Source organism: Pseudomonas sp. JAI120 (assembly GCF_014207255.1).
Lineage (GTDB): Bacteria > Pseudomonadota > Gammaproteobacteria > Pseudomonadales > Pseudomonadaceae > Aquipseudomonas.
Genome location: NZ_JACHCZ010000002.1, coordinates 749,002 through 761,948, shown reverse-complemented (window position 1 = coordinate 761,948; position 12,947 = coordinate 749,002). Strand labels below are relative to the sequence as shown.

The window sequence follows — 12,947 nt, the reverse complement described above, 5'->3', positions numbered from 1 at the left end:
ATGTTATGAGCGAAGCGATCAAACAGCCTGTGAGCCCTGAAGGCATTATCCAGATGCAGGGCGTCAACAAGTGGTACGGCCAGTTCCACGTGTTGAAAGACATCAACCTCAACGTCAAGCAGGGCGAGCGTATCGTGCTGTGCGGCCCGTCGGGTTCGGGCAAGTCCACCACCATTCGCTGCCTCAACCGTCTGGAAGAGCACCAGCAGGGCCGCATCGTGGTCGATGGCGTGGAGCTGACCAACGACCTCAAGCAGATCGAAGCGATTCGCCGCGAAGTCGGCATGGTGTTCCAGCACTTCAACCTGTTCCCGCACCTGACCATCCTGCAGAACTGTACGCTGGCGCCGATGTGGGTGCGCAAGATGCCCAAGCGCAAGGCCGAGGAAATCGCCATGCACTACCTGGAGCGTGTGCGCATCCCGGAGCAGGCCCACAAGTTTCCGGGGCAACTGTCCGGCGGCCAGCAACAGCGTGTGGCGATTGCCCGTGCCCTGTGCATGAAGCCGAAAATCATGCTGTTCGACGAGCCGACCTCGGCCCTCGACCCGGAAATGGTCAAGGAAGTACTCGACACCATGATCGGCCTGGCTGAAGACGGCATGACCATGTTGTGCGTGACCCACGAAATGGGCTTCGCCCGCACCGTGGCCAACCGCGTGATCTTCATGGACAAGGGCGAGATCGTCGAACAGGCGGCGCCGAATGACTTCTTCGACAACCCGCAGAATGACCGGACCAAGCTGTTCTTGAGCCAGATCCTGCATTGATCGATGCTTGAAAAAATAAACCCGGCCTGGCCGGGTTTATTTTTGTCTGTTCAGGAGGCCTTGATCACCGCCAGATCGTAATGAGGTGTGTACTTTTCCATAAGACACCTGCGCTGAATAATTACCCTCTAAGGGTAATTGTACCAATCGAAAATACTGCTCCTTTTCCAGCCTAAGAACCCTAGTGCGTTGCCTTTGTAGGCAACTCTGAATAGGCTGTAGGAAAATTCATCCTATGATTGGACGAAAGCCCGCATCCCATGACTGACATCGCTCCCCTGATCAAACGCTCCCTGGTGGACCAGGCCCTTGAGCAATTGCGCTGGCGCATCAGCGAAGGCAGGTGGGCCGTCGGCGAACGTCTGCCCACCGAGCCGGAGCTGGCCGCCGAGCTGGGCATCAGCCGCAACACCGTGCGCGAAGCCATGCGTGTGTTGGCGTTCTCCGGGTTGATCGAGATCCGCCAGGGCGACGGCAGTTACCTGCGCTCCATGACCGACCCGCTGGGAGCCATGCGCGCGTTATCTCACTGCAGCCTGGAGCAGGCGCAGGAGACGCGGCAGATCCTGGAAGTGGAGGCCATCGGGCTCGCGGCGTTGCGCCGTACCGAAGCCGACCTCACGGGTTTGCACGAGGCACTCAAAGCCAGCGCGGTGCTGTACCACGGTGACCTGGAGGCCTATATCAGCGCCGACCTGGAGTTCCACAAACGCCTGGTGGACGCCGCGCACAACCCGGCATTGAGCGAGCTGTACCAGTACTTTTCCGCCATCGTCGGCGCCCAGTTGCGCCAGACCCTGAACATTTCGCCGCGCCGCCAGGCGGTGTTCGACCTGCATATCGCCCTGCTCGAAGCCGTGGAACACCAGGACGCGGAACGCGCCAAATCCCTTTGCCGGCAGTTGATCAATGAACCCTGAAACCAAACGTACGACCGAGTTGGAAGAGCTGTTGATCGACGCCGAAGCCGATGACGAAGTGGTGCAAGCCAGTCACCCGCTGGTAAGCCGCCCTTGGCTGTTGCTGCTGGGCCTGATCCTGGTGGCGTTGAACCTGCGCCCGGCGTTGTCGAGCGTGGCGCCGTTGCTGGCCGAGGTTTCCAGCAGCCTGGGATTGTCGGCGGCCAAGGCCGGTTTGCTGACCACCTTGCCGGTGTTGTGCCTCGGCTTGTTCGCGCCCATGGCCCCGATCCTGGCCCGGCGGTTTGGCGCCGAGCGAGTGGTGTTGGGGATTTTGCTGAGCCTGGCCGCCGGCATCATCCTGCGCAGTTCGTTTGGCGAAGTGGGGTTGTTCGCCGGCAGCCTGATTGCCGGTGCGAGCATCGGCATCATCGGCGTATTGCTGCCGGGCATCATCAAGCGCGATTTCGCCAGACACGCCGGCGCCATGACCGGTGTGTACACCATGGCCCTGTGTCTGGGCGCAGCGTTGGCCGCTGGCGCCACGGTGCCGCTGAGTCATTACTTCGGCGACCGCTGGACCATTGGCCTGGGCTTCTGGATTCTGCCGGCGTTGGTGGCAGCGTTGTTCTGGTTACCGCAGGTCGGCCAGAAACACGGCGCCCACCAGGTCGCCTACCGAGTGAAGGGCCTGTTGCGTGACCCGTTGGCCTGGCAGGTCACCCTGTACATGGGTCTGCAATCGTCCCTGTCGTACATCGTGTTTGGCTGGCTGCCGTCGATTTTGATCGGTCGTGGCCTGAGTGCCACCGAAGCCGGTTTGGCGTTGTCCGGCTCCATCATCATGCAGTTGTTCAGTTCCCTGGCCGCACCGTGGCTTGCCACGCGCGGCAAGGACCAGCGCCTGGCGATTGTGGTGGTGATGCTGTTCACCCTGGTTGGATTGTTCGGTTGCCTGTATGCACCGCTGGACGGTCTGTGGGGCTGGGCCATTCTGCTCGGCCTGGGGCAGGGCGGCACGTTCAGCCTGGCGCTGACCTTGATCGTGCTGCGCTCGCGTGATTCCCATGTGGCCGCCAACCTGTCGAGCATGGCCCAGGGCTTCGGTTACACCCTCGCGTCCGTCGGTCCATTCGCGGTGGGCCTGGTGCACGACTGGACCGGCGGTTGGTCGGCCATTGGCTGGATCTTCGCGGTGATCGGCGTGGGTGCGATCATCGCCGGGCTGGGCGCGGGGCGGGCGCTGTATGTGCAGGTCAGCAGCGAGAAACGTTAGAGATACACCACCTCCAGCGTCGCCGAGCCGTCGAGCAAGGTGTCGCTGCTCAGGTCCAGGTTCTTCGTGGCGTTGATCACGGTTTCGACCTTGACCGTGCTGATCAGCTCCCGGATCGCTGACGGGCCGGTTGTGCTGCCGGCCGTGTCGGTGAAGCCCAGGTAACTGTTGGCACCTATGTCGATCGTGTTGAGGTCGGCCGTGCGCCAGGCTATGCCACCGGTGGTGGATTCGGTCCCGTAGACCGGCGCGGTGGTGTCGACCTGGGTCTGGCGAGGGTCGAAACTCAAGGAATAGAGACCGATGCGGTTGCCGCTTTTGTCCAGCCCCAGCCCATAGTAAATCTCGCTGTTGACCGTGGCCGTGCCGTCGCGATTGTCGCGCATGCGCAGGGCGAAGCGACTCGGTGCGTTGCAACCGATACTGACTTGCAGCTGCTTGACCGGCAGGCGTGTGCCCTTGTCGACGTTGAGGTCTTGCTGGGACAGCTTGCCGTAGTCGATCACCCCGCCACTGGACAGCAGCGGTGTGCAGGCGGTCGGCGTGATCCGGCCTTTGACGTTAAGGTCCACGGAGGAAGCGGCCAGCGCTGGCTGGGCTGAGCACAGCAGCAGGGCAGAAAAACTCAGGCAGTACGTGTTCACGAGGGAAGCTCCACAGGCTAGAGGTAGATGATTTCGAGAGTGCCGGAACCATTGATCTGCACCACTTGGCGCAGGTCCAGCGATTGCAGGGGGGCCAGGTAAGCCTTGATGCGCAGGGTGCCGGTGAGGTGTTGGATCGCAACGGGCCCCTGGGTGCTGCCGGCCTTGTCGGTAAAGCCCATATAGCTGTTGGCGGCGATAGGGATCTGTCTGGCACTTGCGCTGCTCCAGGCCGTGCCATTGCTGGTGGAGTCGGTGCGATAGAGCGTGCCGTAGGCATCGGCGACAAAGTCTGCCGGGTCAATGTTCACGTAGAAGCGGCCGATCTTGTTCTGGCTGTTATCCCGGTCCAATCCATAAGCGGTTTCATCGGTGCCGCCCGTGGCCGAGCCGTCGCGGTTGTCGTGCATGCGCAAGGCGAAGCGTGCGGGCCCATCACAGCCGACGGAAAATTGCAGCGGGCGGGTGGGCAGCGGGTTTTCGTGGGTGGCGCTCAGGTCCTTGGCCAGCAGCGTGCCGTAATCCACCAGGCCGCCGTTGGACAGCTGCGGTGTGCAGGCGGCGGGCGCAAAGTGGGCGCGCAGGGTCAACTCCCGATAGCGACCGCTCTGGTGGGCGTCGAATGTTCCGGACACTTCCCACGTGGTGGCCTCGCGGACATGGGTGGCCGCCATGTCCGCCCAGGCGCTGAGGCTCAGTTGCAAGGACAGGTGTTTACCCCGTAGCACGGCCCCGCCTTGCACCGGCGCCACGCCATAGCCCGGGCGCCAATTCACTGCGCTACCGATGGCGGCGGGTGGCTGCGCGGCGGCCTGCAGCAACCCCAGCTCAACTGCCCGGCCATCCAGCACGCCATCGCTGACTTCAATTGCATAACTGCCGTGCTCGGTAAATTGCAGGCGTTGTGCGTCGGCCGCCAGGGCCCGATAGAACACACTCATGTCCGTCGTTTCCGGGCAGTTGAGGTTCAGGCTCAAGCGGCGCTCGCCGAGCAGGCGTTGGGGGGCGCTGTCGTTTTGTGCGAGGCGCTTCATCAGGCCGAAGTCCAGCAAAGGTTCGCTGATGTTCAACTGGCACTCGTCGTCGGCCAAGGCGGTGCCGACGAGACTGACGGTCATCAAGACGGCCGTCAGCCATGGGGCGCGGATAAAGGGCATGGCGATCTTCCTCATGAAGGGGTGCAGCGTGCGGGCGCGGTTTCGAAATACACCAGAGGGTCGCCCTTGGGCGGTAACTCGAACTGCAGTCGGCAGCGCGTCAATCCCGGCGCGCTGACCCACAACCCTGATTGCTCCAGGACGTTGGGTAGAAACACTTGGCCACTGTCTTGGACCAGGGTCACGAACTCGCCCGCATCGGTACTGACGGAGGCACCACGGGGCAGCAGTGCACCGTGTTCGGTGCGTACGGTGAGCAACACCCGACGAGTCAATGTCACGGCAAAATCGACCCGATCCACTGCACCACGCCCGGCCGAGATCATCGCCAGGCCGTTGTTGATATCGGCATTGCGCGGCAGTGAACGGGGCTGTACTTCAACCGGGCTGCGGCCATAGGCGCTCACGTGGGGAACCACGGCCTGGCCTTGCCAATCGGTCCAGAGCGGGCCGCTGGGGGTACTCAGTTTTACGCCGCTCATCTCGCCCACCGAGACCAGGGCGAAGGTGTCACGCACCGGATACGGCGACAACGTCACCCCGGCGCCATGCAGCACCACGCCGCCTCGGGCACTGCCTTGATAGCTTGAGCGTTCGGCATCGGCGCGGCTGTAGCTGAAGTCGAGTTGGCTGTAGCGGGGCAGTGCCGAAAGACCGAGGGTGGTCTCCACCTGTTGGTCACGGGTGTCATGTTCGGCGCTGACGCGGTAGCTCAGTTGATCGTCGATCTGTTCATTCAACCCCACACCGGTGCGATGTTCGCCGCCCGAGTTGCGTACCCAGGCTCGCACTCGACGGCTCTCGCCCAGGGGCAGGCTGACATTCAGGTAGACGGCATTGTCCTGCTGCTGGCGTCCGCCCATCTGCCATTCGGCACTCGCCGACAGCGATACACCGCCGACGTTCGTGCCCCACGACGCCAGGCCGCGGCTGCTGGTGTTGCCGTCAAAATTGCTGGAGCGCGAAACCCCGGCACTGAATGCGCCCAGCCATGGGTGGGACCAGCCCAGCGTGGCGCTTTGTTGGTCGCGATAACGGGAGCGTCGTTGCTGGGTAGATTCAGGCGCGTAGGTCGCTTCCTCCAGCTCGCGATAACCCGGTGAACGCCAGGAGTTGGCGGCGCTGAACGACCATTGATCATTCAAGCGCTGGGACCATGACAGGTCGGTTTGCACGCCACGTACGGCGTGCGGCGCCTGGGTGTCGGCAACCTGGGTGGACAGTTGGACCTGGCTGTCCAACCATGGCAGCCAGCCCAGGCTCACACCCGCAGCCCGGTATTCGCTGGACGCCAGCACGCCGCTGCCCAAGGACAGCTGCGGGTGCACGGCACCGGTCCAGCCCGCGCTGACCACCCAAGGCTCGTCGCCTTGGCCGTCGCCGATATTGCGCACCCGTCCCGCCGCCATCGAGTACCCGGGCGCCGCCATCCCAAGGCCGAGCATGGCCGCCGGGACGGTGAAGCGGCGCTCGCCACCGCTGCTTTCCTTGACCGTGACTTCGACGTCAGAGCGTGAGTTCAGGCGCCGTACATCGGTCAGCGAAAACGGCCCGGCCGGAACCACCGTGGAATGAATCAACGCACCGTTCTGTCGCACCTCGACTTGCGCCGGGCTGTTGGCGATACCGTCGATGGTCGCGCCCTGGCCTTGTTCTTGAAGGGCCTGTTCGGTGAGGACCTGGACCCCGGTGATCTGCGCACCGGACAACACCGGGTTGTAGAGGTTGATTTGCCCCGCTTGCAGCACCGCCTGATGGCTGGCGAAGGTACGCTGGGCGTAGGCCTCCAGGTGCGTACTGCGTGAGAGGCCATCCTGCCAGGTCTGTACCTGGCGGCTGCGTACGACCCAGTCGCCGGCGTTGAACCCGACCTGGGTATTGGCCGAACCGAACTGGCTGTTGTCGTCACCGAAGCGGTTATAAAAACCGGTGAGGTCGTAATTGAGCAGGCCGGCAAAACCACCGGTTTCGTACCCTGAGACGTCCTGCTGCAGCGGTCGTAGCGCTTCAGTCGGTACCACCAGCGACACCGTGAGCGTGGCGGGGTCCGGTTCCACCAGGGTTTGCGGGTACTGGTCGAGAAAGGCGTGGCAGCGCTCGCTGTCGTCGGGAATGATCAGGTTGGCGAGATCCAGCAACGCACGGTCGAAACACAAGGCACCGTCTTGATCAAAGCCGACCTCCAGTCGCCCGCGGCGCTGGCCATTGACCAGCAGGCTCACGGCATGCCGTCCTGCGGCAAAACGCGGGGCGTCCAGCAGCAGGTTGGCGAGCGTCGGATCAATTCCACGTTGGTGCAAGGTGGTGGCATCAAAGCTCGGTCGTTCATCCGCCCAGGCCTTGGTGGGCAGCAGTGCGCACGCCAACAGTATCGTCGGCAGTGCAAAACGGGGTGGCCTGTCGGGCAGGGCTTCGCCGTCACGGTAACTCAATACTGTTTTCACGAAAGGCACTCGAAGGGTGTGGTGACGGTCAGTGAGCCGTCACTTCGTGATACAGGCGCCTGGACGCCCGGGGTTTTCGTCAGAAGGTGAGGGGCGCTTCATAAGCGCCTACGGCAAAGCCATAGACCGTTGCCGGCTGCAACCGGACTGTACTGGCCGCACCGCCGGTGGCTGCAATGCTCAGGTGTTCCCCGGGCAACACATAGGTGCGCGGCAACATCGCTCGACCATTGCCAGGCAACAGGCGCAGTTCCTGGGCCAGTCGCACCACATAAGGGGTGTCGTTACGCACCTGCAACGTACCGCCGTTGAGTGACCAGGTCAGGCCGGTCCAGGGCGTGCGGTTGGGGGCGAGCCCTTTGGGGTGAATGATGACGGGCAGGTTCTGACGTACCGTCACGCCGACCCGCGCGTGTCCGGCTTCGGTCGCCGATCGGCCTTGGGGCATGCCTTCGAAAATCACGCGCTTGAGCCGTTGGGTGTGCAGCGGTTGGGGGCTTTGCAAAATGAACCGCACCAGTTGCGATTTGGACGGCTCCACCCGCGACAGCGGCGGAGTCACCACCAGCAGCGGCTCGGGGTCTTCGGGAATGTCTTCCAGCGTGACGTGGAGCAGGGCCAGTTGGCTGTCGGTGTTAGTGACCGACACGGCGGCTTCACCCTCGGCTTCGTGAACGATCACGACGGAGGTGTCCGGGACCATGCCGTCAGCCTGTGCACCCGTGGCAAGCAGCAGCGTCAGGGCCAAGAAGCAGGTGGCGGTGTTGAACAATGTCGTCGTCATGACGGGGTTTTCCATTGGGGCTGTGTGAAAAATCAGAGGTAACGAAGATCCAGCACGATGGAGCCATCGAGGGGAACTTCCTGATTCAGGGTCAGGTACTGGGCAAAGTTGATGGCGGTGTCGATGCGCAACTGAGCGCGCAGTTGGCCGATAAAGTCGGGCTGGCGATCACCGAGCGGCGCAAAGCCCATGTAGGCTTTGGGGTAGGCATTGGGCTCCGGGGCCCAGGTTTCACCACTATCGTTGGAGGCCAGCACCTGTAGGGACTGCGCGTCGCCTACCGGGTTTTGATAAGACACTGCCACGGATCCCAGGCGCTCCTGCGGGGCGTGGGGGTTTTTGCCCAGGCCGTAGAACGATCCGGGCGCCAGTGAAGACTCCACTCGGTTATCAAGCCCCACCAAGGTGAACAGCATTGGTCGGCTGCACTGCACATTCAGCTCCAGCACGCGGCTGGGCAGGGCGGTGAACTCGCTGGCGTTGAGCGTATGGGAGGGGATTTTCCCGTGGTCGACCCTACCCTCGTCTGACAGCGTGACGTGACAGGCATCCGGGGTCAGGCGGCCGGTTACGGTGAGGTCGACAGCGGATGCAGCGAAGACCGGATGAGTGGTTGTCAGCAAGAGCAAAACCGCCGGCAGGCGAGGGAGCGTGTTCATGGGAAGGCGCCACGTGTCGAGGTGAATGCGGGCGATACGAAAAATACGCCCAGGCCTGCGAATCACGCCAGGCATGGGCGCCCATGGGCTTACAGGTACTTCACTTCAAGGGTGGCCGAACCGTCGAGGGTGACCTCGTTGCTCAGGTCCAGGCCATCGGTGCGGGCGATAGAGGTATCCACCACCAGCTCCGTCACCAGTTCCTTGACCGAGGCCGGCTGTGTGGCGTCATCCATCGTGGCGACCGACATATACAACCCTGCATCCCAGAGTTTTTCGCTGTACCAGGTATTGCCACCGTCCCCGGAGGCAATGGTTTGCATCGGCGTACCGTCGGCGACGGCATTGCGCAGCGTCAGTTGAAACCAGCCGAGTTTCTGGGTGCCGTTGATCAGGCCCAGGCCGTAGTCGGAGGTGGATATCGATGACCCGGCACGGTTGTCGACGGAGTGCAGGGCAAATTGAATCGGCGCATCGCAGGTTACCGCCATGGTCATGACGTGAGTCCCGATGTGCGTGGCGTTATCCGGGCGCAGGTCTTTGGCGGAAATCTTGCCGTGGTCGATGACCCCGCCGCTGGTCAGGTTGGGTGTGCAGGCACTGGGCACGATCAGGCCCTTGACCGTCAGGTCTACGGTGGAGGCCGCATAGGTGGAAGCGCAGGTCAGCAGCATCAGGCTGGTGGCGACGGTACTGAGCAGTATCTTCATGGTGATCGAACTCCTTTCGCTAAGAGGGTGGTTACAAGTACTTGAGCTGGACCGTGGCGTGCCCGTCGATGGGGACTTCGTCCAGCAGGGTCAAGGTGTCGGCAGGGGCGACATGGGTATACAGGCGGATCTCGGCGTCAAAGTCCCGAACGGCGATAGGCAGCCGCTGATCGCCGATTGCCACGGCCGTCAGTTTCATGTGATTGAGCTGATTGGTCGGCTCCCAAGTCACACCGCCATCGCTTGAAGTAATGATGGTTGCGGCGATGCCATCCGCCACCGGTGTGTACAGGTGAAAGGCGGTGCCGCCGAGCTTTTCATCGTTTGGCGTCATACCCAGGCCATGCCAATGATCGTGGTTGGCCGACGAGCCAGTGCGGTTATCAATGGTATTGAGGGTGAAAAATGTCGGCCCTTCGCAGCGCACACTCAATTGCATGCTTTGGTTGGGCAGCACGGTGTGTTGCTCTGCATTGAGCGACTTGGCCGACATCTTCCCGAATTCGATCACACCGCCACCGGAGACCAGTGGGGCACAGGCACTGGGAGTGATGCTGCCTTTGACTGTCAGGTCGGTGGTGCTGGCGGCAAACGCTGGCGGAGTGAACAGCAGCATCAGCATGAGCCGCGAGGCTAGAGCGTTCATAGGCATGGTTTCCTTGTCAGGAGGGTTCAACGGATCGTCGGGTTACAGGTACTTCACTTCCAGGGTCGCCGAGCCGTCCAGAGCGACTTCGTCGGTCAGGGTCAGGGTGTTTGCCGGGGCGATCCAGGTGTTGAACAAGACTTCCACGGAGGCATTTTCGAGGGGGTGGGGCAAGTAACCGACATCCGGAACGAAGCTGCCGAATGCAATCAATCGGTTCGGCTCGACGTAGTCATCGTCCCATTGCATCCGCCATGCGCCGTCGCGAAATTGCAGCATATCGGACGGGATATCGGCGACCGGGTTACGCACGATCACGACATACAAGCCGAGTTTTTCCGTGCCGTTGATCAGTCCCAGCCCGTAGCCTGCGATGTTGCTGTTGGACGATGTCCCGGCCCGGTTATCGACTGGATTGATCGCAAACAGAGTCTGGGCCTCGCAGTTCACCGTCAACTGAAGGGTTTTGTCTTCAAGTCGTGTCGTTCCGTCCTGATTCAAGTCTTTGGCCGAGATCTTCCCGAAGTCGACCGTACCCGGCAGTGTGAGGGTGCAGGCGCTTGGAGTGATCAGGCCCTTGACGGTCAGGTCCACGCTGCTGGCGGCAAAGGTGGATGTAGCACTGGTGAGCAACAGGGCGGCGCTCAACAGGATTAGGGACTTGCTCATTTCTATACGTTCCACTACAGGGCTGGCTGATAAAGCGCGCGCACGGCATCGTCCGGTCTTTCGGCGAAGGCGGCGAGCAAGGCGGCGGGTTGTATTTGGTCAGGGCCGCTTAAGTCAGCGAGACCATTCCCTCTTTGCGGGGTGGCGGCAATTTAGCCGGGGGGCGGGATGGGGGAAATACAACTATTACGACAATCGAAGTAACAGGTATTTGGGCGTTAGTTCGTGGGAATTTATGTTCTTAGTCGTAGGAAAACTAGATTTTTCGTAGTTGTTGTATCGTCTTTTTTACATCCTTAGGGATATTCATTGTTGCTTATGACAGTCATATGAGCGCCACGGGAATTTTGCACGCTGTTCGTTGATCTGGCTGTTGCATCTTCCAACCCCACTCAGATGGGTATTGATGAACTCATGGGCTGAACAATCAATGTAAGCGCAGTGAGGTGACCATGGTGACAAGGGTATTTTCCAATCAAGTACCTGTCCTGAAGTTGGCACCCTCGCCCCCACCACCGCTAGTGGAGGCGCCGGCGTGTTGTGCAGGTGCGATCGCGTGGCCGACGCGTGCCCGCCTGATCGACATTTTCGGCAGTGATGAGATGGTGAACCGGGCGCTGGCCAGCCTGATGGATGAAGCACGTGAAGACAACGCGTTGTTGGACCTGGCGCAGGCCCGCGCCGATGCGTCATTGGTGGTGGAGCGATTGCACCGACTGGTGGGCAGCCTGGCGTTCGTCGGGGGCGTTGACCTGGAGCGCCGCGCCGAGCAGTTGATCGCTCGAGTCCAGGCCCGTGGTGTGGTGGCGAACATGCCGCAGTTGCAAGTCTTTCAGCGTAACTTGCGCGTATACATTGCTTATCTAAGCCGGTTATGAATCCTTGGAATAGAGAGTCTTGTAGGATGTTTCCCCTTTGTGTTGGAGGCTTTGTATGTAGGTAGTTTCTTTTTGTTTTGTAGGTATAAGTTTGTCAGCTATCAAACACGGGTCGCGGTCCGGAACGTGTCGCACCGAGTGGTTGTTGACGCGCGAGGACACAGGTATTTTTGCGCCAATTCCAGTTGCCATCATTCGTGGGTATTTATGCTGCGTGTAATTATTGCCGACGATCACCCCATTGTGCGCATCGGGCAACGGGTGGTGATTGAGGCGGGCGGTAGATGCAAAGTGGTCGGTGAGGCCGACGGTCCCGATGAGTTACTCCGGTTGTTGAGTACGGTGGCGTGTGACGTGCTGGTGACTGACTTCGCCATGCCGGGTGGTCAGCAGGCGGACGGCTACGGGTTGCTGGGATTGTTGCGACGCCAGTACCCGAATTTGCCGGTGATTCTGGTCACCATGTTTGCCAATGTGGCGACGTTGCGTGCTTCCTTTGCCCATGGGGCACGGGCGATTGTCGCCAAGAGCGCCTCGGCCAGGGAGCTGCCCACCGCCATCGGTACAGTGATCAAGGGCGAGACATTTGTCAGTGAATGCCTGCGGGCCCAGTTGGTGGAGGCGGGCACCGGAGATCAACTGCAACAGCCGCAGTTATCCAGCAAGGAACGCGAAGTGGTCAGGATGCTGGCCAGCGGCATGACCGTCAGCCAGATTGCGGCCCGGGTCAATCGCAGTATTTCCACGATCAGCAAGCAGAAAAGCACCGCCATGAGCCGGCTGTGCATTTCCACCGACGTGGATCTGTTTGCCTATGCCCGCAGCTGCGGCATGGTGCCGTAGCGCCGGGTGGGTCATTCCCGGTGTAAATGGCGATAGAGTTTTACCGGCGCCCGGACTATCTTGGACGGCTTAAAACCCCTGGTTTGGAACCTGCCCATGAGCGACGCACACAACGCCCTGATCACCGAGTTCTACAGCGCCTTCCAGCGGCTGGATGCCGAGGCCATGGCGGCCTGCTACACCGAGGATGTGCTGTTCAGCGACCCGGCTTTCGGTGAATTGCGCGGGCGTGACGCCGGCGATATGTGGCGCATGCTCACTACCCGGGCCAAGGATTTTTCCCTGACGTTCGACCATGTACGCAGCGATGAAACGACCGGCAGCGCGCACTGGGTCGCGACTTACCTGTTCAGCGCCACCGGCAATACGGTGGTCAACGATATCGGCGCGCGGTTCGTGTTTCGCGATGGCAAGATCTGCGAACACCACGACCACTTCGACCTGTGGCGCTGGTCGCGTCAGGCCCTGGGCCTCAAGGGCCTGTTGCTGGGCTGGTCGCCGGCACTGAAAAACGCCGTGCGTGCCCAGGCACTCAAAGGCCTCAGGGCATTTCAGGCCGGTCGTTGAT

Annotated in this window: 14 protein-coding genes; 6 read left to right on the top strand and 8 right to left on the bottom strand. The window is 61.5% G+C overall.

Annotated elements, in window-relative coordinates; genetic code table 11:
• Nucleotides 1-5: 5 nt before the first annotated feature.
• The 3 genes from HDC32_RS15325 to HDC32_RS15315 all read left to right on the top strand — a co-directional run bounded on the left by HDC32_RS15325 (nt 6) and on the right by HDC32_RS15315 (nt 2,945).
• Nucleotides 6-770 (top strand): amino acid ABC transporter ATP-binding protein, encoded by a 765-nt coding sequence (locus tag HDC32_RS15325; protein ID WP_003171943.1) that lies wholly within the window; start codon nt 6-8, stop codon nt 768-770.
• Between the two features lie 260 nt (nt 771-1,030).
• Nucleotides 1,031-1,690, top strand: a complete 660-nt coding sequence (locus HDC32_RS15320; RefSeq protein ID WP_145335262.1) for a FadR/GntR family transcriptional regulator — start codon at nt 1,031-1,033, stop codon at nt 1,688-1,690.
• The gene (locus tag HDC32_RS15315) at nt 1,680-2,945 is read left to right on the top strand and encodes a CynX/NimT family MFS transporter (protein ID WP_131698336.1); all 1,266 of its coding nucleotides are present in this window, start codon (nt 1,680-1,682) and stop codon (nt 2,943-2,945) included. Before HDC32_RS15320 ends, HDC32_RS15315 begins: the two co-directional genes overlap by 11 nt.
• Here HDC32_RS15315 and HDC32_RS15310 read toward each other — a convergent pair.
• The 8 genes from HDC32_RS15310 to HDC32_RS15275 form a co-directional block, all read right to left on the bottom strand.
• Nucleotides 2,942-3,589 (bottom strand): DUF1120 domain-containing protein, encoded by a 648-nt coding sequence (locus tag HDC32_RS15310; RefSeq protein ID WP_131698335.1) that lies wholly within the window; start codon nt 3,587-3,589, stop codon nt 2,942-2,944. The genes HDC32_RS15315 and HDC32_RS15310 overlap by 4 nt on opposite strands.
• A gap of 17 nt (nt 3,590-3,606) precedes the next feature.
• The gene (locus tag HDC32_RS15305; RefSeq protein ID WP_145335260.1) at nt 3,607-4,746 is read right to left on the bottom strand and encodes a DUF1120 domain-containing protein; all 1,140 of its coding nucleotides are present in this window, start codon (nt 4,744-4,746) and stop codon (nt 3,607-3,609) included.
• An 11-nt stretch (nt 4,747-4,757) separates the two neighbouring features.
• Nucleotides 4,758-7,190, bottom strand: coding sequence for a fimbria/pilus outer membrane usher protein (locus HDC32_RS15300; protein ID WP_184744595.1), 2,433 nt, complete (start codon nt 7,188-7,190; stop codon nt 4,758-4,760).
• 79 nt (nt 7,191-7,269) lie between these two features.
• Nucleotides 7,270-7,974 (bottom strand): fimbria/pilus chaperone family protein, encoded by a 705-nt coding sequence (locus HDC32_RS15295; RefSeq protein ID WP_184744593.1) that lies wholly within the window; start codon nt 7,972-7,974, stop codon nt 7,270-7,272.
• A gap of 32 nt (nt 7,975-8,006) precedes the next feature.
• The gene (locus HDC32_RS15290) at nt 8,007-8,633 is read right to left on the bottom strand and encodes a DUF1120 domain-containing protein (protein WP_184744591.1); all 627 of its coding nucleotides are present in this window, start codon (nt 8,631-8,633) and stop codon (nt 8,007-8,009) included.
• Between the two features lie 89 nt (nt 8,634-8,722).
• On the bottom strand, nt 8,723-9,343 hold the full coding sequence (locus HDC32_RS15285; protein WP_131698331.1) for a DUF1120 domain-containing protein: 621 nt from the start codon (nt 9,341-9,343) through the stop codon (nt 8,723-8,725).
• Between the two features lie 31 nt (nt 9,344-9,374).
• The gene (locus HDC32_RS15280) at nt 9,375-9,989 is read right to left on the bottom strand and encodes a DUF1120 domain-containing protein (RefSeq protein ID WP_131698330.1); all 615 of its coding nucleotides are present in this window, start codon (nt 9,987-9,989) and stop codon (nt 9,375-9,377) included.
• Between the two features lie 42 nt (nt 9,990-10,031).
• On the bottom strand, nt 10,032-10,658 hold the full coding sequence (locus HDC32_RS15275) for a DUF1120 domain-containing protein (protein WP_145335255.1): 627 nt from the start codon (nt 10,656-10,658) through the stop codon (nt 10,032-10,034).
• Between the two features lie 629 nt (nt 10,659-11,287).
• Here HDC32_RS15275 and HDC32_RS15270 point away from each other — a divergent pair.
• From HDC32_RS15270 to HDC32_RS15260, 3 genes are all read left to right on the top strand, one after another.
• Nucleotides 11,288-11,536, top strand: coding sequence for a hypothetical protein (locus HDC32_RS15270; protein ID WP_145622915.1), 249 nt, complete (start codon nt 11,288-11,290; stop codon nt 11,534-11,536).
• Between the two features lie 207 nt (nt 11,537-11,743).
• Nucleotides 11,744-12,379 (top strand): response regulator transcription factor, encoded by a 636-nt coding sequence (locus HDC32_RS15265; protein WP_131698327.1) that lies wholly within the window; start codon nt 11,744-11,746, stop codon nt 12,377-12,379.
• 96 nt (nt 12,380-12,475) lie between these two features.
• Nucleotides 12,476-12,946 (top strand): nuclear transport factor 2 family protein, encoded by a 471-nt coding sequence (locus HDC32_RS15260; RefSeq protein WP_065938610.1) that lies wholly within the window; start codon nt 12,476-12,478, stop codon nt 12,944-12,946.
• The last annotated feature ends 1 nt before the right edge of the window (nt 12,947 follow it).

Excerpts from the sequence above, each read along its gene's own strand:
- HDC32_RS15265 (WP_131698327.1), top strand. The coding sequence starts at position 11,744 with ATGCTGCGTGTAATTATTGCCGACGATCACCCCATTGTGCGCATCGGG.
- HDC32_RS15290 (WP_184744591.1), bottom strand. The coding sequence starts at position 8,633 with ATGAACACGCTCCCTCGCCTGCCGGCGGTTTTGCTCTTGCTGACAACC.
- HDC32_RS15305 (WP_145335260.1), bottom strand. The coding sequence starts at position 4,746 with ATGCCCTTTATCCGCGCCCCATGGCTGACGGCCGTCTTGATGACCGTC.
- HDC32_RS15280 (WP_131698330.1), bottom strand. The coding sequence starts at position 9,989 with ATGAACGCTCTAGCCTCGCGGCTCATGCTGATGCTGCTGTTCACTCCG.
- HDC32_RS15285 (WP_131698331.1), bottom strand. The coding sequence starts at position 9,343 with ATGAAGATACTGCTCAGTACCGTCGCCACCAGCCTGATGCTGCTGACC.
- HDC32_RS15270 (WP_145622915.1), top strand. The coding sequence starts at position 11,288 with ATGGATGAAGCACGTGAAGACAACGCGTTGTTGGACCTGGCGCAGGCC.
- HDC32_RS15315 (WP_131698336.1), top strand. The coding sequence starts at position 1,680 with ATGAACCCTGAAACCAAACGTACGACCGAGTTGGAAGAGCTGTTGATC.
- HDC32_RS15325 (WP_003171943.1), top strand. The coding sequence starts at position 6 with ATGAGCGAAGCGATCAAACAGCCTGTGAGCCCTGAAGGCATTATCCAG.
- HDC32_RS15260 (WP_065938610.1), top strand. The coding sequence starts at position 12,476 with ATGAGCGACGCACACAACGCCCTGATCACCGAGTTCTACAGCGCCTTC.
- HDC32_RS15275 (WP_145335255.1), bottom strand. The coding sequence starts at position 10,658 with ATGAGCAAGTCCCTAATCCTGTTGAGCGCCGCCCTGTTGCTCACCAGT.
- HDC32_RS15295 (WP_184744593.1), bottom strand. The coding sequence starts at position 7,974 with ATGACGACGACATTGTTCAACACCGCCACCTGCTTCTTGGCCCTGACG.
- HDC32_RS15320 (WP_145335262.1), top strand. The coding sequence starts at position 1,031 with ATGACTGACATCGCTCCCCTGATCAAACGCTCCCTGGTGGACCAGGCC.